This window comes from Sorangium sp. So ce590, from assembly GCF_051521365.1.
In the GTDB taxonomy this organism is placed as follows: domain Bacteria; phylum Myxococcota_A; class Polyangia; order Polyangiales; family Polyangiaceae; genus Sorangium.
This window is the reverse complement of the sequence record NZ_CP150346.1, coordinates 2,155,258-2,178,814: the sequence shown is the minus strand read 5'-3', so window position 1 is coordinate 2,178,814 and position 23,557 is coordinate 2,155,258. Positions and strand designations below refer to the sequence as shown.

22 protein-coding genes are annotated in these 23,557 nt (G+C 73.2%); 7 read left to right on the top strand and 15 right to left on the bottom strand.

Going from position 1 to position 23,557, the window contains the following annotated elements; translation table 11 throughout:
• Positions 1-79 precede the first annotated feature (79 nt).
• Positions 80-895 carry an SDR family oxidoreductase gene (locus WMF28_RS08170; protein WP_437601544.1) on the top strand — a complete coding sequence of 272 codons (816 nt, stop codon included), beginning with the start codon at positions 80-82 and terminating at the stop codon, positions 893-895.
• 67 nt (positions 896-962) lie between these two features.
• Here the strand turns inward: WMF28_RS08170 and hemH are convergent, their stop codons facing one another.
• Entirely contained in the window at positions 963-1,865 is a 903-nt protein-coding gene (gene hemH, locus WMF28_RS08165) for a ferrochelatase (RefSeq protein ID WP_437601543.1), read from the bottom strand.
• Positions 1,866-1,942: 77 nt separating this feature from the next.
• The gene (locus WMF28_RS08160; RefSeq protein WP_437601542.1) at positions 1,943-2,323 is read right to left on the bottom strand and encodes a hypothetical protein; all 381 of its coding nucleotides are present in this window, start codon (positions 2,321-2,323) and stop codon (positions 1,943-1,945) included.
• A gap of 208 nt (positions 2,324-2,531) precedes the next feature.
• On the opposite strand from WMF28_RS08160, the gene WMF28_RS08155 reads away from it, so the two are divergent.
• Entirely contained in the window at positions 2,532-3,704 is a 1,173-nt protein-coding gene (locus WMF28_RS08155) for a hypothetical protein (RefSeq protein ID WP_437601541.1), read from the top strand.
• Between the two features lie 4 nt (positions 3,705-3,708).
• On the opposite strand, the gene recO is transcribed toward WMF28_RS08155, so the two are convergent.
• The 5 genes from recO to tsaB form a co-directional block, all read right to left on the bottom strand.
• The gene (gene recO, locus WMF28_RS08150) at positions 3,709-4,428 is read right to left on the bottom strand and encodes a DNA repair protein RecO (RefSeq protein ID WP_437601540.1); all 720 of its coding nucleotides are present in this window, start codon (positions 4,426-4,428) and stop codon (positions 3,709-3,711) included.
• A gap of 73 nt (positions 4,429-4,501) precedes the next feature.
• Positions 4,502-4,936 carry a helix-turn-helix domain-containing protein gene (locus WMF28_RS08145; protein ID WP_437601539.1) on the bottom strand — a complete coding sequence of 145 codons (435 nt, stop codon included), beginning with the start codon at positions 4,934-4,936 and terminating at the stop codon, positions 4,502-4,504.
• A 108-nt stretch (positions 4,937-5,044) separates the two neighbouring features.
• Complete coding sequence (locus WMF28_RS08140) at positions 5,045-5,911, bottom strand: tetratricopeptide repeat protein (RefSeq protein WP_437601538.1); 867 nt, start codon at positions 5,909-5,911, stop codon at positions 5,045-5,047.
• Between the two features lie 234 nt (positions 5,912-6,145).
• Positions 6,146-6,991: a Crp/Fnr family transcriptional regulator gene (locus WMF28_RS08135; protein ID WP_437601537.1), complete on the bottom strand. Its 846-nt coding sequence runs from the start codon at positions 6,989-6,991 to the stop codon at positions 6,146-6,148.
• Entirely contained in the window at positions 6,988-7,824 is an 837-nt protein-coding gene (gene tsaB, locus WMF28_RS08130; protein ID WP_437601536.1) for a tRNA (adenosine(37)-N6)-threonylcarbamoyltransferase complex dimerization subunit type 1 TsaB, read from the bottom strand. The genes WMF28_RS08135 and tsaB overlap by 4 nt, the downstream gene beginning before the upstream one ends.
• Positions 7,825-7,949: 125 nt before the next feature.
• Between tsaB and WMF28_RS08125 the strand changes: the two genes are divergently transcribed.
• The 5 genes from WMF28_RS08125 to WMF28_RS08105 all read left to right on the top strand — a co-directional run bounded on the left by WMF28_RS08125 (position 7,950) and on the right by WMF28_RS08105 (position 12,868).
• The gene (locus WMF28_RS08125; protein WP_437601535.1) at positions 7,950-8,918 is read left to right on the top strand and encodes a hypothetical protein; all 969 of its coding nucleotides are present in this window, start codon (positions 7,950-7,952) and stop codon (positions 8,916-8,918) included.
• A 120-nt stretch (positions 8,919-9,038) separates the two neighbouring features.
• Positions 9,039-10,463, top strand: a complete 1,425-nt coding sequence (locus WMF28_RS08120) for a trypsin-like peptidase domain-containing protein (RefSeq protein WP_437601534.1) — start codon at positions 9,039-9,041, stop codon at positions 10,461-10,463.
• An 81-nt stretch (positions 10,464-10,544) separates the two neighbouring features.
• Entirely contained in the window at positions 10,545-10,784 is a 240-nt protein-coding gene (locus tag WMF28_RS08115; protein ID WP_437601533.1) for a DNA gyrase inhibitor YacG, read from the top strand.
• Positions 10,781-11,662: a hypothetical protein gene (locus WMF28_RS08110; RefSeq protein ID WP_437601532.1), complete on the top strand. Its 882-nt coding sequence runs from the start codon at positions 10,781-10,783 to the stop codon at positions 11,660-11,662. The genes WMF28_RS08115 and WMF28_RS08110 overlap by 4 nt, the downstream gene beginning before the upstream one ends.
• 39 nt (positions 11,663-11,701) lie before the next feature.
• A complete protein-coding gene (locus WMF28_RS08105) occupies positions 11,702-12,868 on the top strand; it encodes a PrsW family intramembrane metalloprotease (protein WP_437601531.1) in 1,167 nt (388 codons plus the stop codon).
• Between the two features lie 156 nt (positions 12,869-13,024).
• On the opposite strand, the gene dnaJ is transcribed toward WMF28_RS08105, so the two are convergent.
• From dnaJ to murD, 8 genes are all read right to left on the bottom strand, one after another.
• Positions 13,025-14,110 (bottom strand): molecular chaperone DnaJ, encoded by a 1,086-nt coding sequence (gene dnaJ / locus WMF28_RS08100; protein ID WP_437601530.1) that lies wholly within the window; start codon positions 14,108-14,110, stop codon positions 13,025-13,027.
• A gap of 152 nt (positions 14,111-14,262) precedes the next feature.
• A complete protein-coding gene (gene ftsZ, locus WMF28_RS08095; RefSeq protein WP_437601529.1) occupies positions 14,263-15,525 on the bottom strand; it encodes a cell division protein FtsZ in 1,263 nt (420 codons plus the stop codon).
• 246 nt (positions 15,526-15,771) lie between these two features.
• Entirely contained in the window at positions 15,772-17,094 is a 1,323-nt protein-coding gene (ftsA, locus tag WMF28_RS08090; RefSeq protein WP_437601528.1) for a cell division protein FtsA, read from the bottom strand.
• 129 nt (positions 17,095-17,223) lie between these two features.
• Positions 17,224-18,246 (bottom strand): FtsQ-type POTRA domain-containing protein, encoded by a 1,023-nt coding sequence (locus WMF28_RS08085; protein WP_437601527.1) that lies wholly within the window; start codon positions 18,244-18,246, stop codon positions 17,224-17,226.
• The gene (murC, locus tag WMF28_RS08080) at positions 18,243-19,652 is read right to left on the bottom strand and encodes a UDP-N-acetylmuramate--L-alanine ligase (RefSeq protein WP_437601526.1); all 1,410 of its coding nucleotides are present in this window, start codon (positions 19,650-19,652) and stop codon (positions 18,243-18,245) included. The genes WMF28_RS08085 and murC overlap by 4 nt, the downstream gene beginning before the upstream one ends.
• Positions 19,652-20,869: an undecaprenyldiphospho-muramoylpentapeptide beta-N-acetylglucosaminyltransferase gene (gene murG / locus WMF28_RS08075; protein WP_437601525.1), complete on the bottom strand. Its 1,218-nt coding sequence runs from the start codon at positions 20,867-20,869 to the stop codon at positions 19,652-19,654. The genes murC and murG overlap by 1 nt, the downstream gene beginning before the upstream one ends.
• Positions 20,863-22,185, bottom strand: coding sequence for a putative lipid II flippase FtsW (gene ftsW / locus WMF28_RS08070; protein WP_437604227.1), 1,323 nt, complete (start codon positions 22,183-22,185; stop codon positions 20,863-20,865). The genes murG and ftsW overlap by 7 nt, the downstream gene beginning before the upstream one ends.
• Positions 22,185-23,555, bottom strand: a complete 1,371-nt coding sequence (gene murD, locus WMF28_RS08065; RefSeq protein WP_437601524.1) for a UDP-N-acetylmuramoyl-L-alanine--D-glutamate ligase — start codon at positions 23,553-23,555, stop codon at positions 22,185-22,187. The genes ftsW and murD overlap by 1 nt, the downstream gene beginning before the upstream one ends.
• Between the last annotated feature and the right edge of the window lie 2 nt (positions 23,556-23,557).

Genomic DNA, 23,557 nt, shown 5'->3' with positions numbered 1-23,557 from the left:
AAGAGGAGGGCCGAGCATGAGCGAGCGGCCGGGGGCGCGCCAGGGCTCGCTCCTGCGCGATCGTGGTATGCGGGGAGCCATGGCAAGCAGGCTCGCAGGGCAGGTCGTTCTGATCACGGGCGCATCGTCGGGTATCGGCGAGGCGCTCGCGCGGGAGGTCGCCCGGCGCGGCGGTCGGGTCGTCCTCGCGGCGCGGCGGACCGAGCGGCTCGAGGCGCTCGCGAGCGAGGTCCTGGCGTCCGGCGGCGAGGCGATCGCGGCCCAGTGCGACGTCACGCGCGACGGCGACGTGGAGCGCGCCGTCGAGCAGGCGCGCGTGGCGTTCGGGCGCCTCGACATCGCCATCGCGAACGCCGGGTTCGGCGTGACGGGCCGCGTCGAGGATCTCTCGCTCGACGACTTCCGACGGCAGCTCGAGACGAACGTCTTCGGCGCGCTGCGCACCGTGAAGGCCGCGCTGCCGGAGCTCAAGCGATCGCGCGGCGGCGTCGCGCTCATCGGCAGCGCGAGCGGCTACGTCGCGTTCCCCACGATGGGCGCCTACACCATGAGCAAGTTCGCGGTGCGCGCCCTCGCCGAGACGCTGCGCGGCGAGCTCCACGCCGAGGGCGTGGCGGTCACGCACATCGCGCCGGGGTTCATCGAGAGCGAGATCCGTCGTATCGACAACGCGGGCAAGCTCCGCGACGGCGCCCCGGAGCCGGTGCCGCGCTGGCTCGTCATGCCGACGAAGGCGGCGGCACGGCAGATCATGGACGCCATCGTCGCGCGCCGCGCCGAGGCGATCGTCACCGGCCACGCGAAGCTCGGGGTGTCCCTCGCGAGGCACGCCCCCGGGCTGCTCAACGCGGCCATCGCGAGGCTCCCGCGCAGGAGCAGAGGCGCAGGCCGCTGAAGCGCGGCCGTCGCGAGGCTCCCGCGCAGGAGCAGAGGCGCAGGCCGCTGAGCCGGCGCAGGCCCGCCTACGGCGCGGCCGTCTCGAGCTCGCGCCGGACGAGCGCCTCCAGGGCGTCGATGAAGCGCGGCCGCGCGTTCACGGCCGGCGCCCGCTCCAGGCGAGCGAGGCCTGCGCCTCTGGCGACGACGTGCGCCTCCACGTCGAGATCGTAGAGGGTCTCGACGTGATCCGCGACGAAGCCGATCGACGCGATGAGCGCCTCGCGCGCGCCGCGCGCGGCGAGCGCCTCGAACGTCGACCGGAGATCCGGGCCGAGCCAGGCGTCGCCGGTCATGCCCTGGCTCTGGAAGGCGACGAGCACCGGGTTGCCCCGGGAGGCGACGCGGCGCTCCACCTCGGCGGCCATCGCGCGGAACTGGCGCTCGTACGGATCGCCCGCGTCGATGATCCGCTGCGGCAGGCTGTGGGCCGAGAGGATCACCGCCACCTTCGCCCGGCTCTCCTCGGGGAAGCGCGCGAGCGCCTCGTCGATCACCTCGACGAAGGCGTCGATCAGCGCCGGCTCGAGCCCCCACGCGGGCACGCACCGGACCTCCATGCCGCCTTGCCTGGCGGCCGCGTCGCGGACGACGGCGTGGTAGACGTCGACGGATTGCGGCGCGAGCGGCAGCGAGATGACGCGCCGCACGCCGCTTCCGTGGAGAGATCCGAGCACGTCCTCGGGATACGGGTGCCAGAGACGCCCCGCGATCACCACCGGGAGACCGAGCCTCGCGGCGAGCGCGTCCGCCTGGGCCTGCGTGATGCGCAGCAGCGGCGAGCCGCCGATCGTCTGGAAGCGGCGCCGCACCTCCTCGATCAGCTCCGGCGGGGCCGGCCGGCCGCGGCGGATGTTGGAGAGGAACGCGGGCAGATCGTCGAGCCGCTCGACGGTGCCGTGGCAGCTGAGGAGGACGGCGGTGGTCACGGCGGCACTCTACATCGCCTCCGAGCGAGCAGCGCCAGCGGCGCCGGCGCGCGGCGGCGCCGGTCGCTGGCAGCGGCTCACTTCGCGTCCCAGACGACGACGACGCGATCGTGGCCGATGAGCCCGTTCTCCTTGCGGGCGAGGTGCTGCGCGAAGACCCGATCGCCGGCGGCGTAGACCCGCACCTCCATGAACGCCAGCCCGTCGTCGGTCTCGATGCCGTCCAGGATCTCCGTCGCGTCGAGCTGGCGCTCCCAGCCCGAGACCGGATCGCGGAAGTGCTCGTTCTTGAGCCGCTCCAGGATCGCCTGCCTCCCGGTGGTGACGTTGGGGTGGGCCGGGGGATGGAGGCTGCTCACCTCCTCGATCACCGCGTCCTCGGCGTAGAGCAGGGAGAGGGCCTCGATGTTCTGGCCCTTCAGCGCGCGGGTGATCTCCGCGAGCAGTCCACCGCTCACCCGCTGGGCCAAAGGCCGCGTCCGCGCCGAACCTTCCATGCCTGCTTGCATGGGACCCGCCGGTGTGGGCGTCGAGCCCAGGAGGGCCGTGCCCGCGACAGCGGCGTGGAGGGTTGAGCTCGTCGGGTTGCGGCCCTCCGTCGTGACGAGATCACGCGACGGGCGGCGAGTTGCAGCGTCCGGACGGACGTGGTGAATAGGAAAGATTATGACGCAGCGCCGCACGGTCGTGCTCGCGGATCTCCATCTCGTGCGCCAGACGCCGGGCGACGTGACCGCCGATCTTGCGCGGTTCGTGGCGGCCCATCCGGGAGCCCGCATCGTGATCGCGGGCGATCTGTTCGATCTCTCCTCCGAATCGCCCTGGATGCCGCGGCCGCGCGCGCTGCGCGAGGCGCTCTTCGCGCACCCGACCGCGCGGGCGGCGCTCGCCGAGCACCTCGACCGGGGCGGCGAGCTCTGGCTCGCGGGGGGCAACCACGACGCCGAGGTCGGAGCGCCCGACTTTCCGCACGCGCTGGCGGAGGCGCTCGCGGCGACCGGCGAGGCCCGGTCGCGGATCCGGACGACGCCCTGGTTCTTTCGCGAGGGGGCGATCCATATCGAGCACGGGCACCTGTACGATCCGGACAACGCCCCTGCTCACCCGCTCGTGGTCGGCGAGCGCAGCCTCGGCGTTCACTTCGTCGAGGAGTTCATCGCGCCGACCGGCGCGCACCGCTACCTGCAGGCGAACGACCAGACGCCGCTCAGCCTGTTCGTCTCGGCGTTCACCTGGTACGGCCCGCGCGCGCCCCACGTCATCTACCGCTACTTCCACGCGGCGATCGGCGCGATGTTGAAAAGCGGGCCGCTCTACCGCGCGCGCGGCGAAGCGACGGTGGGGGCCGCGGTCGTCGAGCGCTTCGCGCACGAGCTCGGGGTGCCGCGCGCGATGGCCGACGAGCTCATCGGGCTCGCGGCCACGCCGACGCTCGAGAGCGCGGCGAGCACGTTCACGCGGCTGTACTTCGATCGGGTGATCGCGACGCTGTCGATGGGCGCCGGGCTCGCGGCGCTCGGGCTGCGCGCGCGGGAGACCGGCGCCGCGGCGCTCGGGCTGGGCGCGCTGCTGATGGGCGTGAGCTGGGCGAGCGGACACAACCGCTACGCCGGCACGGTCGCCGAGCGGCTGGCCGAGAGCGCCGGCCACGTGGCGAGGACGACCGGCGCGAAGCTCGTCGTCTTCGGTCACACGCACCGCGAAGCGCTCGGCGACGGGTACGCGAACACCGGCAGCTTCTCGTTCCCGCGCACCGCGCCCGGCAGGCCGTACGTGGAGATCGAGGGGCCTCCGGACGCGCCACGCGCGGTGAGCCGCTTCTGGAAAGCCGTGGCCTGAGACCCTAGCCGCCGCTCGCGTGCGCGGTGAGCGCGCCCTCCACCAGATCGAGCGCGATCGGGACGTCCTCGTCCGGGATCGGGGTACCGCCGAGCATCGCGGCGAGCAGGCGCTCCCGCGGCTCCGGACGCAGCAAGAGAGGGCCGCCGCCGCACGCCCGGCACACGAGGCCGCCGCGCGCCGGGTCGACCTGGGCGGACTGTGTCGCGTCGCAAGCGCGCCCGCACCGGACGCACTGCGCGAGCTCGAGACCCCAGCCGAAGGCGGCCAGCAGGCGCAGGCCGGTCTCCGCCAGCAGCGCCTGCGGAGGCGCGGGGGACACCTCGTCGAGGCGGTCGAGGAGCTGGTTCAGCTCCTGCCACGCCGCGCGCTCGGCGGTGTGCGGCGGCGCGATCTCGCGCACCCAGCGCAGCGCCCGCCCGGCCACCTCGAGGCGACCGAGATCCCCCGCGAGCCGCAGGCGCGGGCGCTCGATCGCGGCCTCGGTGAGCTGCGCCAGCTCGGCGCCGGGGCGGATCTCCAGGGTCACGCGGAGCAGGTGCATCGGCTCGAACGCCGGGAAACGCTTCGTCGAGCGGCGCGCGCCGCGCGCGGTGGCAGAGAGGAGCCCGCCCTGCTCGGTGAAGAGCCCGACCAGGAGATCGGCTTCACCAAAGGGTACACGCCGGACCAGGAGCGCCTCGGTGCGGAGCCGCTCCGTCCGCGGGCGAACGGATCGGGGCATGGCAGATGGATGACGGAAGGGGACGGCGGGTTGCAGCGCGAGCCGCGGCGAACGCGCGACGAAAATTTGGCCCTCAGGTCGAGAGGGAGGTACGAGCCCGCGAGTGGGTGCCCTCCGACAGCTCCGGCGGCATGTCATGGCCGCGGGGTCGAAGCACGATGCTGAGCGCCAGCGTGAACAGGATGAGCAGCAACACGAACGCGATCGCGACCCCGAACCGCCTGCTCTGGGTGCGGCGCGCGGGCGCCGCGATCGGCAGCGGCGTCACCAGCGCGATCCGGCGGCTCGCCGTGTACCGGGCCAGCACCTCCTCCATCGGGAGCGAGACGGCGCGGGCATACGCCTTCAGGAACCCGCGAACGAACACCTCGCCAGGCAGGTCATCGAAGTGATCCGCCTCGATCCGTTCGATGGAGATCACGGGGATGCGCGTGGCGCGGGCGACCTCCTCCACGCTCATGGCTCGGGCCTCACGCGTGCGTCTCAGGTAGCGTCCGATCGACTCCATCCCATTCCACCCATCGTCATTCGGTCGTCACTCTACTCACCCCGAGAGCCGTTGCTCAACCCCTTATCGCGCCCCGACATCCTTCTCGGAGAGAGCGGCGCCGAGGGCTCACTGCAACGTCTGTAACTGTGCAGCGCAGCGCTGCCCTACCGCCGTCCTCTCATCGATCTCGCGGCACCGCTCGAGATCGGCGCGCGCGTCGTCCACAAGCCCTCTCTTCTCGGCGACGCGGGCGCGCGCGTCGAACGCGTCCTGCAGCCGCCGGCACTCCGGCTGGTCGGTCTCGACCGCCCTGGTGAACGCTTCGCGCGCCAGATCGAGCTCGCCCCGCTTCTCATAGGCGAGGCCGAGCCGGTACTGGCCAACGCAGAAGAGCGGCTGCGCCGCGACGGCGCGGCGTAGCGCGTCGATCGCCTCGTCGTTGCTGCCCTTGAGCAGGTACGCCCAGCCCAGGTTGCCCCACGACTTCTCCGGCGAGGCGTAGAGGATGTCCTCGGTCAGCGGCTTGAGCACCGTGATCGCCTCGTCGTAGCGCCGCTGGTGCACGAGGATGACCCCCAGCGCGTTCTTCGCGTCGCGCATCTCGGGGTTCGCCTCGAGGGCCCGCCGCGCCATCTTCTCGGCGCTGTCGAAGCGGCAGTCGCTCGACTGAGCGTCGCCCGCGCAGAAGCCGAGCAGGAGCAGGGCGCCCAGATAGGCCGCCTCCGCGTTGCCCTCGTCGAGCGCGAGCGCCTGCTCGATGTGCGCGAGCGCCTCGCGCAGGCGGCCGTGCTGGAACGCATCGCGCGCGAGATCATACTCCGCGATCGACCGCGTCTCGTCCGCCTGCGCCGCAGGCTGCGCGCCGCCGCACGCGGCGAGCGTGAAGGGCGCAACCGACGCAACTGACGCAACCGACGCAACCGACAACAGAGAGCAGAGCGACGAGAGGACAGCCGCGCCGCGGATGCACCCCGCGCGGGTCGCTGCTGTCATGTGTCGCTGCGATGTCATGTGCGATCTTGAATCCGCTGCTGAGCAACGCCGCAGCGCGGCAACACGTCAGGGCGGGAGGTCGACTGCCCTGCGGGGACCCCTGAGTAAACCAGGCCGCTGGTCACGTCAACCCGCGAATCTGCCTTGAAGACGCGGCGCGTCCTCGCGATCGCGATTCCGCTTCCAGCAGATGTCAGGTCGACTTAGGATGACGGAGCAGGCCATTCCTGGCCGTCACTGTTCGCCACGGATCTCGTCCTTGACGCCGAGTAGGCTGAACAGTCGCCGCAGAGCGTCGATGTCGGGGATCTCGAGGCGCTCGTCGGCGACGCGCAGGTACTGGCCCTCGCGGAGCTGCTGCACCGCGCGCTTCACGGTATCGACGTCGAGACCGACGCGGGTGGACAGCTCCATCGGCGAGATCGCGAACGAGGCGCCGTTCGAGGAGGTGCCGCTCGCGGCGCGCGACTGCTGCGCGAGCTTGAGCAGCGCGTTCACCACCTTCGATTGCGTGTCGGTGAGCATCATGATCTCGATCTGGTCCTCCGCGTCGCGGAGCCGACCGACGAGTTGCTTGATGATGCGCAGGGCGACGGCCGGGTTGCGCTCGACGAGGTTCTGCAGCGTGCCGTGATCGAGCGCGAGCGCGACGCCGCGGGACAGCGCGATCGCCGTCGACCAGCGCGCCGCGCCGCCGAGGAGCGCGGACTCGCCGAACAGGTCGCCGGGCTTCAGGACCATCAGGCTGCGCTCGGCGCCGCGGACCTTCTTGATGAGCCGGATCCGCCCCTCCTCCAGGAGATACGCCTCGGTCCCGGGCTCGCCCTCGCGGAAGATGACGTCGCCCGCCTCGAACGGGCGGCCGAACCGAGCGCGGAGCCGCTCGGGATCGGGCCCCGAGTCTGCCGGCTCCACGCGGGCGGCGAGCTCGTCGGGCGCATCGAGCGCTGCAGCGGGGCTGGAGCGAGGACGCGCAGGCGCCGCCGCGGCGGGCAGCGGCGCGCGCTCCGCGTCGCCGGGGCCCGAGGCCTCGCTCTCCGCGTCGGGTGCGACGCCGTCCCCTTCAGACGAGCTGGTCATCGGGGCGCAGTGTATCCCAGCTCGGCTGGCTTCGCGTCCGGCGCGCGCACATAGAGCGGCTCGAGGAGCGCCGGGTCGTGCTCGGCGGCCGCTCGCCCGCGCTCTCCGCCCGCAGCAGCGGCCCGGAGCCGGTCGATCGCGAGGCGTCCGATGAACGCGGCGTCGGGGAAATCGAGCGCCTCGCCCCGGGCGGCGAGCGGCCGGAGCGCCTCGATCTCCGCGGCGACCGCGCCGACGACGACGATCCGGCGCCCCGCGGCGAGCGATGCCACCGCGTCGAAGGCCGCGTCGCGCGGCAGGTGTCGCGGCGACATCTCCGGCGCGCCTGCGGGCCGGTCGAAGGCGGCGAGGAAGACCTCCCCCTTCTTTGCGTCGATCAGCGGGACCAGCAGGTCGCCGGGGACCGCCGCGCCTCCGGCGAAGGCGGCGGCGGCCATCGCCTCGAGCGACGTGACGCCAGCGACCGGGACATCGAGCGCCAGCGCGACGCCCTTGGCCGCCGCGACCGCCACACGGACCCCGGTGAACGAGCCGGGCCCCACGTCGCAGCCGAGCGCCTCGATCGCCGCCGCCGGCATGCCTGCCGCGGCGAGCACCTCATCGATGGCGCCGAAGATGCGCTCCGCGTGCCCGTGCAGGTCAGCGTACGTCGTCGCGGCGAGCAGGCGTACGCCTGCGCCCGACGCCGCCCCGCGCTCACCGCCGGAGAGGGCGCCGGCGGAGAGGGCGCCGCCTCGAGGCGCGGCCACCTCGACGGAACCGTCCAGGTCCGCTGCATCCAGGAGCGCGACGCTGCCGCGCGGGGTCGATGTCGAGAGGGCGAGGAGCTTCAAGGCGCGCTCGGGAACGTTGCAGACGCGATGCTGTCTGGCAGAACCACGGGCAACGGGCAACGAGCTTCAGCGAGGTGCTGGGCGTCGCGGCCCCTCGACCGGGCCATGGCGCGGAGTGCGAGCCGATGCGCGATCAACGAGCGATGCTTCCGGCGCTCCTCGTGTCGGCGCTCGTCCACCTGGGCGCGTGGGGGTCCGCGCGGCCGTCGCCGGAGGCGCCAGAGAGCGAGCCCGCCGTGCCCACGGCGGAGCGCGAGCCCATCGATCTCTGGACCGGGACCACCGCTGCGCTGCCAGGCAGCGGGGGCTCAACGCCCCCGGTCGACCCTCGCACCGGACCGGAGAGCGCCCCGACGGCGCGCGCTCCGGCAGACGCCACGCGGCCTCCCGCCCCCGCGGAGCGAGACGCAGCGGGCGGCGAGCCGGCGCCGCCGCCCGCGACGGCCGCGCCGCGCGTCGAGGCGGCGCCTCGGCCAAAGACGGCGCCTCGACCCAGGGCAGCGCCTCGGCCTTCGGACGAGCGCCGGGAGCCGGCGGCGAACGAGGCCGCCGGCGACACGGCGCGCCCGTCCACCGCGCGGACGAGCGACGGCGCGGGCGAGGCCGGCCAGGGCGACTTCGGGGCGGCCGGCGCCAGCGCGGTGCGCAACCTCGGGCGCGCTTTCACGAGGGCCATTCCTCCTGCGTGCCAGGCGGACCCGATCTGGGCAACGCTGCCGCTGGGGAGCGCCGGCAAAGCGCGCTTCGTGATCGACATCGACGAGGCCGGGCACATCGCGTCGTGGGGTCCGGAGGGGGAAGAGCCGCCCGCGCGGCACCTCGGCAACCTGGCGAAGCGAACGGTCGCGCTGCTCGGCCGCGGGACGTTCGCCGTGGCCCGCGGCGCCGTGACGGCCGGGAAACAGACGCTGGAGGTCAGCGCCGTGATCCGCGCCGGCGCAGATCACGGCGAGACAGGCGCGCCGGCCGATCTGGCGTGGCGCTTCGAAGGCGGCCGCGGCAAGGCGTCGTTCGCTCAGCCCGGCGGCCGCCTGGTGGAGATCGTCGTCCAGGTGGTGCGCACGGAGGCCGCGCGAGGCGCGCCTCCCGGCTGAGCGCGCCGCGCCGCCCTGTCCAGGCCAGGCCGCCGCGCCGCCCGCCTGCGCACGGGGCGCCCTCCAGCGCGTGGTCCTGGCGCTCCTTGCGGTCTGCCGTCGGAGCTCTACGTGCGGCGCGTGAGACCGCTCCGCGCTGCCGCATGGGCGTGTGTCGGGTGGCTCGGCGCCGCGCCGCTCGCTGCCTGCGACAACCGGGCGGCCGCGCTCGTACCCCCGGCGGCGTCGCGCGAGGAGGCGAGCGCGCCGTGCTCGATCCCGCGCGAGGAGGCGCCGCCCGCGCCGCCGGCGGCCGGCGCCACGATGACCTTGCCCGCGCTGATCGACGGCGCGCGGCCCGTGGTGGTGACCGTCACCACCCTGCGGGCGACCTCGCTGCCGGGCGGGCGCGCGACCCCCGTCTACCCCTTCGGCGGCGGTGTGCCGCGGGTGGAGCGGGCGATCGGATCGGGGTTCGTGATCGCCACGGAGGGGCTCGTGCTGACGAGCGATCACGTGGTCGGCGACGCGTTCGGCATCGAGGTGCAGCTCTCGGACGAGCGCGCCTTCGAGGCGACGGTGGTCGGGCGCGATCCGATGCTCGACGTGGCGCTGCTGAAGCTGCGCGGGGCGGGGTCGCTGCGCGCCGCGTCCCTCGGATCGAGCGCGCCGATCCGGCTTGGCGACGACGTCATCGTGATCGGCAACCCGTTCGGGCTCGGACCGACGGTGACCCGGGGCATCATCAGCGCGACGTCGAGGCCGATGGGCGCGGGGAGCCTCGACGGCTTCCTCCAGACCGACGCCGCCATCAACCCCGGCAACAGCGGCGGGCCGCTCTTCAACGCGGCGGGACAGGTGATCGGCATCGCGACGGCGATCCACGAAGGCGGCCGCGGCATCAGCTTCGCCGTGCCGATCGATGAGGTCCTGGAGATCCTCCCCGAGCTGCGCGAGACCGGCCGCGTGGACCGCGGGCGAATCGGGATCAGCTTCCAGGAGGTGACCTCGCAGCTCGCGCGGGTGCTCCGGCTGCCCGTCCGGATGGGCGCGCTGATCACCGAGGTCGAGCCGGAGGGCCCCGGGTCGCGCCTGGGCTTCAAGCCCGGCGACGTGATCACGTCGGTCGAGGGGCATCGCGTCGATCACGCCCGCGAGCTCGCGCGCGCGCTCCGGCGCTCCAAGCCCGGAGACGAGGTGAAGCTCACCTACAAGCGCGACGGCGCGGACCGGCGCGCCACGGTGAAGCTCGAGCGGTCGGCCCGGCACGATGCGTGGCCGAGCCGGCGCGCGCCGGCCGACCGCGCCCACGGGGACGCCGAGGAGCCGCCGCTCGGCGTGCTGGCGGGCGACGCGCTCGAAGGAGCGCGCATCGAGTCGATCGCGCCGCAAAGCCCGGCGGCTGGCCACCTCGAGGTCGGCGACGTGGTGCTCGATCTGAACGGCGCGCCGGTGCGGGACGCGGCCGATCTGACGGCGCGCCTGCGCGCTGTCGGGCGCCAGGATCTGCTGCTCCGGGTGCGGCGCAACGGAGCGACCCGGTACCTCGCTGTCCCGGCGCGCTGAGCGAGCGCCGGGCAGCGAGGTCGGTCCGGCGCGCCGAGCGCGGGCTACATGCCCGCGATGGACGCTGCTACGGTACGCCGCATGGGAGCTTCGGCAGGCGCGATGTGCCCGATTTGCCGCAAGTCGGCGGGGCCCAGGCCCGAGAACCCGGCCTTTCCGTTCTGCTCGCCCCAGTGCAAGCTGGTGGACCTCGGCCGCTGGCTCGACGGCGGCTACCGGGTGCCGGGCCCACCCGTTTCCTCGACAGAAGATGCCGAGGCGCTGGAGTCGATGGGGCGGATAGGCGGGCTCGACGGCAATATCCAGGAAGAGGACGAATGATTGCTCGCCGCGCGCTTTGCCTGCTCACGGTTCTCACGGCAGCCGCCGCGGCGTCCACCGCCGCGGCGCAGCAGAGCCAGCCGGCGGCGGGGACGTCGCCGGGCGGTGCCAGCGCCGCCTCGCCCGCCGCTGCCGCCCCCTCGCAGCCGAACCCGTACGATCCGTCGATGCAAGCCGGAGGCCTTTCGCCGCCCCCTCCGATGACGATGCCCGGGCCGGAGCCCGTGTCGCCCGACGGCGGCACGGAGCGGCGCCTCGACGAGGCAAAGAGACAGGACTCAGGACGAGGTCTCGAGCTCGTCTGGTTGAACGTCGAGGGAGGCTACGAGAACGTCGGTCTCCAGACGTTCAACATCGACGAGGACGAGCTCACGGCCGGGTTCATCTCGAGCTCGGCGAACGGCGGCGTCCTCGGCGCCGGTGTCGGCGTCCGGCTCCTGTACTTCACGCTGGGCGCGCGCGGGCGGGTCGGGTTCTTCAGCGACTGGCAGCTCTTCAGCGCCGGCGGCGAGATCGGCATGCACCTCCCGCTCGGCCGGCTCGACCCGCACGTCGATCTGGGCTTCGGCTACGCCGGCCTGGGCAGCTTCAAGAGCGCGGTGAGCGGCGCGGCCGACGCCATCGCGATCCGCGGCTTCTACGGGAGGATCTCCGGTGGGCTCGACCTCTACCTGTCGCCGGTCTTCTCGATCGGCGCGAACGCGAGCTGGGAGCTCCTGGCGCTGACCAGGCCGGGCCTCTCGTCGGCGGAGATCGACCGGATCAAGGGCGAAGCCGCCACCACACCGCAGCAGGCCAAGGCCGATCTGCTGGCGGCCGAGGGCTCCAGCGTGGGCTCGGCGCTCGCCCTGACCGCCGTCGCCGGGCTCCACTTCTAGCCGCCGCGAAGCCGGCTCCGCCGCCTTGCCCTCCGCGCCATGAACGCCGCCTCCGTGCTCCTCTGGCTCGCCACCGTCGCCGCGCCGGTCGGGGGGCTCGCCGCGCTCCTCCTCGGGTCACAGCGCCTCTATGGCAGGCGCCGGTTCGTGGTGGGGACCGCGCTGCTCGGCGCGCTCGCGTTCGTGCCGGCGCTGCTGATCGAGAGCTTCCTCCAGCGCTGGCAAGGCCTCGACAAGAACGCCAGCACGCTCGATGCCGTGACGCTCGTGTACCTCTTCGTGGTCGCGGCGCCGCTGGAGCAGGGGCTGAAGGTGGCGGCGGTCGCGCCGATCGCCCGGCTGCGCACCGTGGACGAGCCCATCGATGGGCTCGTCTACGCGGCTGCCGCGGCGCTCGGGTTCGTGTCGGCCCACAACGCCGTGTACCTGTGGGGCCGGCCCCTGTCGTCGATCGACATCGTGCGGGCCCTGCTCGCCGTGCCGGCGCACCTCTCCTTCGCCTCGCTCTGGGGCTACGCGCTGGGTCGCGAGCGCAAGCGGCCGCTGGGCGGGCGTCGCTTCAACGCCGCGTGGCTCGGCGCGATGCTGCTCAACGGCGCCTACGACTACATCGTCTTCGCGTGCCGCCCGGTCGCGCTCGTCCTCGCGGCGCCGATGCTCCTTGGCATCGGCTCCGTGACCTTCCTCGCCGCGCGCGACCTGCTCCGCCGGAGCGCGTCGCCCCACGGCTCGCAGCGCAGGGAGCGCCGCTTCCTTCCGCACATCGCGCCGCCGTCGCTCGGAACGATGCGCGAGGCGCTGAGGCGCACGGAGCGACCGGTGACGCTCACCTGGATCGCCTTCGGCGCGCTCGTCACGGTCGGGGTGATGGCGACCACGCTCGCCCTCGCGATCGCGCTCGGCCACCGCTTCGGCGTCGATTTCGCGGCGGTGGATCGGGGCGACGCGACGACCGCCGCGGCAGCGCCGCTCCTGCTGCTCGTCGCGGGGGCGATCGCGGCCTTCCCCTTCGCCGGCTACCTCGTCGCCCGGGCCTCGTCGACGAGCAGCCTCCTCGAGCCGGCCGCCTCGGCGGCGCTCGCCATCCTGGGCACCCTGGTGCTGCTCGGCCTCGCAGCGCCCGTCGCCGTCGTGTTCGCGACCGCGGTCGCCCCCATCGCCTTCAGCCTCGCATGCGCGGGCGCCTGGATCGGCACGACGCGCTGAGCCCGGTGCGCTCTCGCGCCGCGCGCCCGAGCCCCTGCAGGGCTCCGGGCCGCCGCATTGCGGCAAGATGCGCGCGGCCCGGATCGCGCCTCCCCCGGCGCTTTCCCCCGCCCCCGGCGGTCCGCCTGGCGCGGCCCGGGTCTCGCGCGACCTGCGCTACGCGGTCGCCGCCTTCGCCGCCGGCTGGTTCTTCGCTACCTCGTCCTGGAACCTGCGGAGCAGCTCCTGCGCCGCGGGCGAGAGGTTCCGCGGCACCTCGACCTGGATGAGCACCTGGAGCGTGCCGCGGCCGCGGCCGTCGATCCGGGGCGCTCCCTTGCCCTTGACCGAGATCACCTCGCCGGGCTGGACGCCCGCCGGGATCTCGACGTCGACCGTCGTGTCGTCCGGCAGGTCGATCTTGACCGTGCTGCCGAGCGCCGCGTCGACGAAGGGGATGGGCACCCGCGTGATGAGGTCGAGGCCGTCGCGCTCGAAGCGCTCGTCCGCGGCGAGATCGACGTCGACGTACAGATCGCCGGGCGGCGCGCCCTGGGCGCCCGGCATGCCCTGACCGGGTACCCGCAGCCGCTGGCCGCCGTCGATGCCGGCCGGGAAGTTCACCACGACCTTCCGCGTCTTCTCGACGGCGCCGAACCCCTTGCAGATGGCGCACGGCGTCTTGATGACCGACCCCTCGCCCGAGCACTCGGGGCAGGTCTGGGTGAACATCACGAAGCCGCGCGAGGTCGAGACCTGACCGGCGCCGCCGCATGTACCGCACGGCTTGCGCTTGGTCCCCGGCTTCGCGCCCGAGCCGGAGCACTCCTCGCACGCCACCGGCGTGCGGAGGACGACCTCCCGCTTGCAGCCGAGCAGGGCGTCGCGCAGCGAGAGCCGCTGCTGAACCCGGATGTCCTGGCCGCGCGCCGGCCCGCGCCGCCGGCGCTGCCCGCCGCCGAAGCCGCCGAAGAACTCCGAGAAGATGTCCTGGAAGTGGGAGAAGATGTCGCTGTCGGCCCCGCCGCCCATCCCCTCGAGGCCGGCGTGCCCGAACTGGTCGTACCGCCCGCGCTTCTCCTCGTCGGAGAGGACCTGGTACGCCTCGGTGGCCTCTTTGAAGCGAGACTCCGCCGATGCATCGCCGGGGTTTCGGTCCGGGTGATACTTCAACGCAGCCTGACGATAGGCCTTGCGAATGTCGTCAGGCGTCGCGTCTCGAGCGAGGCCAAGAACTTCGTAGAAGTCGCGCTTTTCACTCATGAATCGTGGACCGCCGCGTCGATCCTGCCCGACAGGGGGCATAGGCGCCGGCAGACCATAAGTCCTCGCCCGCGCCTGTCAACGCGTAATACAGCGTGAACGCCCACGGTGGGCTGTGCGTCGCGAGGTCTTCCGTGCAGACCGCGGCGCTGCTACTGGCCGCGGCGCTGGAACGCGGGCGTGTCCCAGTCGGAGTCGAGCGGCGGGACGAAGCTCGCGCGGTCGCGCGGGCCGCCGCCGGCCGACTGCACCTGCGGCGCGGGCCGGCGGGTGGTCGGGTACGCGACCTCTTCATGACGGTGCGGCTGGCGCTGCGTCATGGGAGGAGCGCTCGGGGCGGAGCGGGCCGACATCGGCCCGGCCGCCGCGGCGAGCGACGCGCCGATGGAGTGCGCGGTGGCGCGGGGCTGCGCGGCGCTCGCGTACTGCTGGGGGACCTCGGCGACGAGGTGATCGAAGCCGGTCGCGATGACCGTGACCTTGATCATCTCGCCCATGTTCTCGTCGATCGTCGCGCCGAAGATGATGTTCGCGTCCTCGTGCGCCTGCTCCTGCACGAGCGTCGCGGCCTCCTCGATCTCGCGCATCCGCATGTCGGGGCCGCCGACGATGTTGATGAGCACGCCCGTCGCGCCCTCGACCGAGATGTCGTCGAGCAGCGGCGAGCTGACCGCCATCTCGGCGGCGAGCCGAGCGCGGCCCTGACCCTTCGCGCAGCCGGTGCCCATGAGCGCGCGGCCCATGTTGGACATGACCGTCTTCACGTCCGCGAAGTCGACGTTCACGATCCCGTTCTGCGTGATGAGATCGCTGATGCCCTTGATCGCCTGGTAGAGGACCTCATCCGCCTTGCGGAACGCCTCGACGAACGAGAGGTCCTCGTCGCCCAGCGAGAGGAGCTTCTGGTTCGGGATCGTGATCAGCGTGTCGACGTGCTCCGCGAGCATCGCGAGGCCGAGCTCGGCGCGGCGCGAGCGCTGCTTGCCCTCGAAGAAGAACGGCTTCGTCACGACGCCGACGGTGAGGCAGCCCTCCTCGCGCGCGAGCTGCGCGATGACCGGCGCGGCGCCCGTGCCCGTGCCGCCGCCCATCCCCGCGGTGACGAACACCATGTCCGCGCCCTGGATGCACTCCTTCACGCGGGTCACGTCCTCGAGCGCCGCCTTGCGCCCCTTCTCGGGATCGGCGCCCGCGCCGAGACCCCGCGTGACGCTCGCCCCGATGTGGAGCTTGGTCGGAGCCAGGCTCGCGCCGAGCGCCTGAGCGTCCGTGTTGACGACGATGAACTCCACGCCCTCGAGGCCGAAGTTGATCATCGTGTTGACTGCATTGCCGCCAGAACCGCCACAACCGATGACCTTGATCCGGGCGTCGTACCCGGTGTGCTCGTCGGCAAACTCGATGGAGAAACTCATGAACTCCTCCCGGGGATGTACAGCTAGCCGCTCGGCCCGGCGCCGACCCTCGCGGTGGTCGAGCGGCACGGAACCCTCAATGCGCGAGGACGTCCTCGCTCCGGACGGCGTTCCGAGGGGCGCCTCTTCCCCTTCGAACGCCGTTTTTTCAAACCCTCTTGACTCTGCGCTCAAGAGGGAACGCCGGTGCGTTCTCCGACCCTCTCAAACCCACTTCTCTAACAACTTTCTCTTGCTACGTCATGCCTAGAATGCTGCTCGGAGCCAGTTCCAGAACCTTCCGCTCGACCTCTTTTCAATCGACATTTCTTCGACGATTTCACGGCGCGACTCGCGCTCTCGGAGCTTCTCGCGGCGGCTCTCCGCGCGGCCGGCGTGAGCGGCCTCGAGCGTCACCGGCGTGAGCGCGCGCGCCTGCGCGAGCGCGTTGGCGCCGTACTGGACGAGGCCCACGCCGGTCGCGTACTGCGGGCCGGCCACGAGCTGCGTGATGCCCCGCACGCCGACCGGCACGCCGAGGCGCACCGGCATCCCGAGGATCTCCTCGGCGAACTCCGTCATCCCTTCCATCAGGACGCCGCCGCCGGTGAGCACCGCGCCGGCCGAGAGCTGCTCCAGCATCCCGGTGTCCTCGATCCGCTTGCGGACGACGGCGAAGATCTCCTCGACGCGCGGCTCGATGATGTCCGACAGGACGCGGCGCGACGCCTTGCGCGGCAGGTGCCCGCCGACGCCGGGGACCTCGATCTCCTCCTCGTCGCCGACCATGCGGCCGAGGGCGCAGCCGACGTTGCGCTTCAGGCGCTCGGCCTCGCCCATCGGCGTGCGGAGCCCGGCGGCGATGTCCGCGGTCACGTTGTTGCCGCCCGCCGGGATCACGCTGGCGTGCGCGATGCCGCCGTCCACGTAGAGGAGCAGGTCGGTCGTGCCGCCGCCGATGTCGATGATGACGACGCCGATCTCCTTCTCGTCCTCCGAGAGCACCGCCTCGGCGCTGGCCAGCGGCTCCAGCACGACGTCGGCCACGGTGAGGCCGCAGCGCTCCGCGCAGCGGACGACGTTCTGCACGCACGAGGTCGCGGCGGTGATGAGGTTCACCTTGACCCCGAGCCGGACGCCGCTCATGCCGACCGGATCGCGGATGCCGTCCTGGTTGTCGACCATGAACTCGCGCGGCAAGACGTGCATGATCTGGCGATCGGCGTCGACCGGGATGGCCCGCGCGCCCTCGAGGACCCGCTCGACGTCGAGCCGGGTGACCTCGCCGCCGGAGACCGCGGCGACGCCGTCGGACTGCTGGCAGCGGATGTGGCTGCCCGCGACGCCGGCATAGACGGTGCGGATCTCGACCCCCGCCATCGTCTGCGCGGCCTCGATCGCCTCGGCGATCGCCCGGACCGTCCAGTCGATGTTGCTCACGACGCCCTTTCGCAGGCCGCGGCACGGGACGTTGCCCACCCCGAGGATGGTGATCCCATCCGCGTCGATCTCGCCCACGACCGCCGAGACCTTGGTCGTCCCGATGTCCAGGCCGACGACGATCTCAGTAGTCTCCATCCGGCTCTTCATTGCGTGCACCACCTCATGCGGGGACGAGCCCCATGCGCGTGTCAGGCGGGCACGACGCTGCCATGAGCCAGCAGCACCGGCCAAGTTTTGCTCGGCGATCACCGACGCAGAGAGCGGGCGCGGCGGCGGTCATTTCATCCTCACCACGACGCGCTCGGGGTGCGCGTCGTTGTCCAGGAAGATCACCGACGCGCTCGCCTTCCGCTGGGCGAGCTCGGTGAGCACCCGCGCCGCCTGGCCGACCTTGTCGCGGTAGGGCGGCTGGCCGACGTGGAGCGCGATCCCCTCCTTGCCGATGGTGATGACGACCGACCCGTCCCGCTCGACGTGGAGCTCCTGGATCGGATAGCGGCGGGCGAGGCCGGCGCGCTCCATGTCCTCGACCACGTCGAGCAGGCGCCGCACCGCGATGACGACGCCTGCGCGATCCCGCGCCACCTGCTCGCCGGTGATCCCCGTGACGATCGGGAGATCGACCGGATCGTCCTCGGCGAGCTCCTTGAAGAGCTCGCCATCGCGCGTCGCGAGGTAGAGATCGCCGCCGATCGCGACCAGGGCTTGCGCCTCCCGCTCGACGACGTTGACGTGGATCGTCGAGGGGAGCTTGCGGGTGACCGTCGCCTTCTCGATCCAGGGATCGGTGGAGATCGAGGCGCTGGCGAGCTCGAGATCGAGCGTGAAGATGTTCTTGCCGACCTCGATGCCGCCGGAGCTCGCTACCTGCTCGGCGGTGCGGCGCTGGACGCCGTCGATGAGCACCGTGCGCACGGCGAAGCGCGGGCTCGACACGATGTAGCGCCGCGCGCCCCACGCGACCGCGGTCGAGGCGATGAGCACGACGGCGGCGCCCGCGAGGAGCTGGAGCGCGCGGAAGTGGCGCGACATCGGCCGCGCAGGGCGAGCCTCTCCGGGCGAGCCGCCCTTCACCGGCGCGCGCGGCGGGCGCACGGAGACGCTGGTCGCGGGCGGGGCGGGCGACTCGTGCGATGACGGGGACGCCGCGCGCACGCGCGCGTTCTTCGGCGCGCGCGCCGGGGCCACGGGCTCCGGCTTCGAGCCGCGCGCGGACGCCGCCCGACCAGGCGGCGCCGCGGGCACCGGCGTCGACGCGCGACGACGGTTCGGCGGCGGGGCGCTCGGGCGCTCGGTCATGAGCTGCCCTCCCGCGGCGGGGTCTTCGCCTCGAGCCGCGCCTTCAGCTCCCGCACGCAGGCGTTCACGTCGCCCGCGCCGAGCGCGATGACCACGTCGCCCGGCCGGACGATCTGCTCGAGGGCCTCCGGGAGGTCGGCCTTGTCCGCGACGAAGCGCGCGTCGTGGTGGCCGTGCTCCCGGATCGACTGGACGAGGCGCTCGGCGGTGACGCCGGGGATCGGCGCCTCGCCGGCGGGGTAGATGTCCGTCACGAGCAGCACGTCGGCCTGGTTGAAGGCGCGCGTGAACTCGTCGTAGAGATCGCGCGTGCGGGTGTGCCGGTGCGGCTGGAAGGCCACGACGACGCGGTGCTCCTCGCCCGGGAACGCGCGCCGGGCCGCGTCGACGGTGGCGCGGATCTCGGCCGGGTGGTGGCCATAGTCGTCGACCAGCGTGACGCCGCCGATGGATCCGACGACGGAGAAGCGGCGCGCGACGCCGCCGAACGTGGCGAGCGACTGCTTGGTGACGTCGAGCGGCACCTCGAGCTCGTCCGCGACGGCGATCGTGGCGAGGCAGTTCAGGACGTTGTGCGCGCCCGGCATCTTCACCGTGAAGCCGCCGAGCGGCTCCCCCCGGCGGTACGCGTTGAAGCTCGTCTCGAGGCCGCGGAACTGGATGCCGCGCGCGGAGTAGTCCGACTGCGGCGAGACGCCGTACGTCACGTGGCGGCGCGGGATGCGCGGGAGCAGATCCTGGACGTGCGGGTGGTCGAGGCAGAGCACGGCGAGCCCGTAGAACGGCACGCGCGCGGCGAACTCGACGAAGGCGTCCTTGATGCGCTCGTGCGTGCCGTAGTGATCAAGGTGCTCGGCGTCGATGTTGGTGACGACCGCGATCGTCGGGGTGAGCCGCAGGAACGAGCCGTCGCTCTCGTCGGCCTCGGCGACGAGCAGGTCGCCGGCGCCGAGCCGCGCGTTCGTGCCGAGCGCCGCCATCTTGCCGCCGACGACGACGGTGGGATCGAGGCCGGCGGCGCGCAGGACGGTGGCGACGAGGGAGGTCGTGGTGGTCTTGCCGTGCGAGCCCGCGATCGCGACGCCGTACTTCACGCGCATCAGCTCGGCGAGCATCTCCGCCCGCCCGATCGCCGGGATCCCGAGCGCGCGTGCCTCGGTGAGCTCGGGGTTATCGGGCCGGACGGCGCTCGAGTAGACGACGACGTCGACGCCGCAGACGTTCTCGGCGCGGTGGCCGATGTCGATCCGGACGCCGAGCGACGTGAGCCGCCGCGTCGTCGAGCTCTCCTTGAGGTCCGAGCCGGAGACCTCGAACTCGAGCGAGCGCAGGATCTCGGCGAGGCCGCTCATCCCGACGCCCCCGATGCCGACGAAGTGAACGTGGCGAACGCGACCGCGGAACATCAGCCTGCCTCCTCCCGACCGAGGGCAGCACCGCGCGGCGCGGCCTCGTTCATCGCGGCGCGGCGCGGCGCCTCCCCTGCGCGCTCCGCGCGACCGCCGAGGACGGGGAAGCGCAGCGCGCGGTGGCGCGGAGCTCGCGCGAGCTCGAGCAGATCGGCGGCGACGCGCGCCGCGGCGTCCGGCGTGGCGAAGGCCGCCGCGGCGTCCGCCATGCGGGCGCGGAGCGCCGGGGCCGCCGCGAGGCGGGCGATCTCGCCGGCGAGGCGCGCCTCGGTGGCGTCGGCCTGGGCGATGGCCACCGCGGCGGAGGCCCGCTCGAGGGACTGCGCGTTCTTCAGCTGGTGATCGTCGGCCGCGAACGGGTAGGGGATCAGGATCGACGGGCGCCCGACGGCGCAGAGCTCGGCGAGCGTCGAGGCGCCCGCGCGGGCGATCACGACGTCGGCCGCGGCGAGCGCCTCCGCCACGTCGTCGATGAACGGGACGACGCGCGCGCGCCCGGAGAGGCCGAGCTCGGCGTAGAGCGACCGGACGGCGGCCTCTCGGTCCCTGCCCGTCTGGTGCACCACGTCGAGGTCGACGCCGCGCTCGCGGCCCTGCGCGATCGCGCGCGGGACGATGTCGTTCAGGGCGAGCGCGCCCTGACTGCCGCCGAGCACGAGCAGGCGGAGCTTGCCCTCGCGCGGCGCGTACGGCGCGCGGGCGAAGGCGCGACGGAGCGGGACGCCGAAGAGACGCACCGTGCTCGGACGCAGCGCGCGCGCCGTCTCCGGGAAGGCGATGTACGCGCGATCGACGATGGGCGAAAGGAGCCGGTTCGAGAGCCCGAGGACGCTGTTCGGCTCCAGGATCGCGACCGGCACGCCGAGCGAGCCCGCCGCGAGGGAGACCGGACCGCCCGCGTACCCGCCGAGCGAGAGCACCACGCGGGCGTCGAGCCGCTCGACGAGCCGCCTCGCCTCCGGGAGCACGCGGCCCGCGCGGACGGCGCCGCGCACGAAGCCGGAGAGGCCACCCCCGCGGAGCGGCAGGACGTGGAGCAGCTCGAGGGTGTCGCCGCGCTCGCGCATGACGCGCGCCTCGATGCCGCGCGCGGTGCCGACGTAGACGACGCGCGCTTCCTCGTCGCGCGCCGCGGCGCGGACGGCGTCGCCCACGGCGACCATCGGGAAGACGTGGCCGCCGGTGCCGCCTCCGGCGATCAGGACGGTCACCATGCGCCGCCCTCCTCGGCCGACGCGACGACCACGGCCGACGCGCTCGGCGCGTTCGGGACGGGCGAAGCGCCCGCCGCGCTGCGCTGCTGGGAGGCCACTGGGGTCCGCGACCGGCTGATGCTGAGCAGGATGCCCGCGGCCGCGGCGTTCACGAGCAGCGACGAGCCACCGTAGCTGACGAACGGCAGCGTGAGCCCCTTCGTGGGGAGGATCGCCATCGCGACGGCGAGGTTCGTCATCGCCTGCACGCCGAAGAGCGTCGCGATGCCGAACGCCATGAAGCTGCCGTAATCGTCGTCGGCCTCGAGGGCGATCTTCACGCCCCGCGAGACGATGACGAGGTACGCCGTGCAGAGGCCGACGATGCCGACGAAGCCGAGCTCCTCGCCGACGATCGCCGACACGAAATCGGTGTGCGCCTCCGGCAGGTACAGCACCTGCAGCCCCCGCCCGAGGCCGAGGCCGAAGACCCCGCCGGAGCCGAAGCTCATGACCGACTGGAACGGCTGGTACGCCAGGTCGGCGCGGTTGTTGTCCATGTCGATCCACGCGAGGTAGCGCGCGTAGCGGTAGCCGCTGAAGCGCACGAGCGCGGCGCCGCCGAACGCCAGCAGCATGGAGAACGCGGCGATGTACGGGACGCGCGCGCCCGCCACGAACAGCAGCGTGAAGGTCAGGAAGAGCAGCACGACCGCGCTGCCGAAGTCGGGCTGCTTGAGGCAGAGGAGCATCAGGATCCCGACCACGAGGAGGTGCGGGAGGAAGCCGACGGAGAACGACCTGATGCGGTCGGCCTTCTTGGAGAGCGAGTAGGCGAGCCAGAGGACGATCCCCAGCTTCGCCACCTCGGCCGGCTGCACGTGGACCGGGCCGAGCGCGATCCACCGGTAGGCGTTGCCCGCCTTGTGGCCGAGCCCCACCACGCAGGCGATGAGCATCCCGGTCACGGCGATGAGCACCGGGTACGTGAGGACCTTGAGCCGGCGATGATCGATGCGGCTCGTGATCCACATCGTGGCGATCGAGAGGACCGCGTAGGCGGCCTGGCGCTTGAGGAAGAACTGCGCGTCCTTGTAGCGCACCGTCGCCTCGACCGCGCTCGCGCTGTAGACCATCACCACGCCGAAGCCGATGAGCGCCGTGACGACCGCCGCGAGGAGGGCGTCGACGGGCCCCGAGGGGCTCGATCGCCCCTTCCAGAACGCCTCGGCGGCCGCCACGACCGCGCCCGGCGCCGACTTGTCCTGCTCCGAGGGGCCGATGTGCCGGTTCTTGGGCGCGTCGCCGCGCGCGCCGAACCTGTCGCTCCACGACATCACGACGGCACCTCCCCGGCAGCCCCGCCGGCAGCTCGCTGGAGCTCGCCCACCGCACGGACGAAGGCGTCGCCGCGATCCTTGTAGTCGCGGAACATGTCGAAGCTGGAGCACGCGGGGCTGAGCAGCACCGCGTCGCCCGGCCGGGCGAGCGCCCGCGCGGCGAGGACCGCTGCATCCATCGAGCCGGCCCGCGCGATCGGCACAACGCCGTCGGCCGCGGCGGCGATGCGGTCCGCCGCCTCGCCGAGGACGACGAGGGCGCGCCCCCGCTCGCGCAGCGCGGCCACGAGCGGCGCGTAGTCGCCGAGCTTGTCGCGCCCGCCCGCGATCAGCACGGCCCTCGCCTCGCGCAGGCCGGTGAGCGCGGCGACCGAGGCGCCGACGTTGGTCCCCTTGGAGTCGTCGTAGTAGCGGACGCCCTCGACATCCGCGACGAGCGCGGTCCGGTGCGGGAGCCCCTCGAAGCGCGCGAGCGCGTCGGCGATCGCCGACGCGGGGGCGCCGAGCGCGGCGGCCAGCGCGACGGAGGCGCAGGCGTTCGCGAGGTTGTGCGCGCCCGTGAGCCGGACGCGATCCAGCGGGTAGCTCGCGCCGGTGACGCGGTCGACGATCGCGCCGCCCGGGGCGCTGACGTCGGCGCGGGCGTCGCGCGCGCTGAACGTCACGACGCGGGCGCGCCCGCGCGCCGCCTGGCCGGCGGCGAGCGCGTCGCCGAAGGGCACGACCGCGACATCCTCCGGCGTCATGCGCTCGAACGGGTTGCCCTTCGCGTCGGCGTACGCCGCGAAGCTCGGGTAGCGATCGAGGTGATCGTCCGTGATGTTCAGCAGGGCATGGGCGCGGGCGTGCAGCGTCGGGACGCGCTCCGCCTGGTAGCTCGAGATCTCGAGGACGAGCACATCCCACGCCTCCCCGACGACCTCGGCGAGGGGGATCCCGAAGTTGCCGCCGACGAAGGTGCGGAGGCCGGCCCGCTCGAGCATCGCGCCCGTGAGCGCCGTCGTCGTGCTCTTGCCGTTGGTCCCGCCGACGAGCACGATCGGCGCCGACACGAAGCGCGACGCGAGCTCGAGCTCGCCGATGACCTCGCGCCCGGAGCGCGCGACGGCGTCGAGCGCGGGGAAGGACGGCACGCCCGGCGAGACGACCACGAGGTCGGCGACGTCGAACAGCGCCGGGTCGTGCCCGCCCGGCGCGAGGACAGCGCCCTCCGCCTCGAGGGACGCTGCCGCGGCGGAGAGCCGCTCGCGCGGCGCGCCGTCGTTCGCGATCACGCGCGCGCCGCGCTCCAGCAAGAGGCGCGCAGCCGCGACACCGCTCCGACCGAGCCCGACGATGATCACTGTTCGCCCGCGGACGTCCATCATGC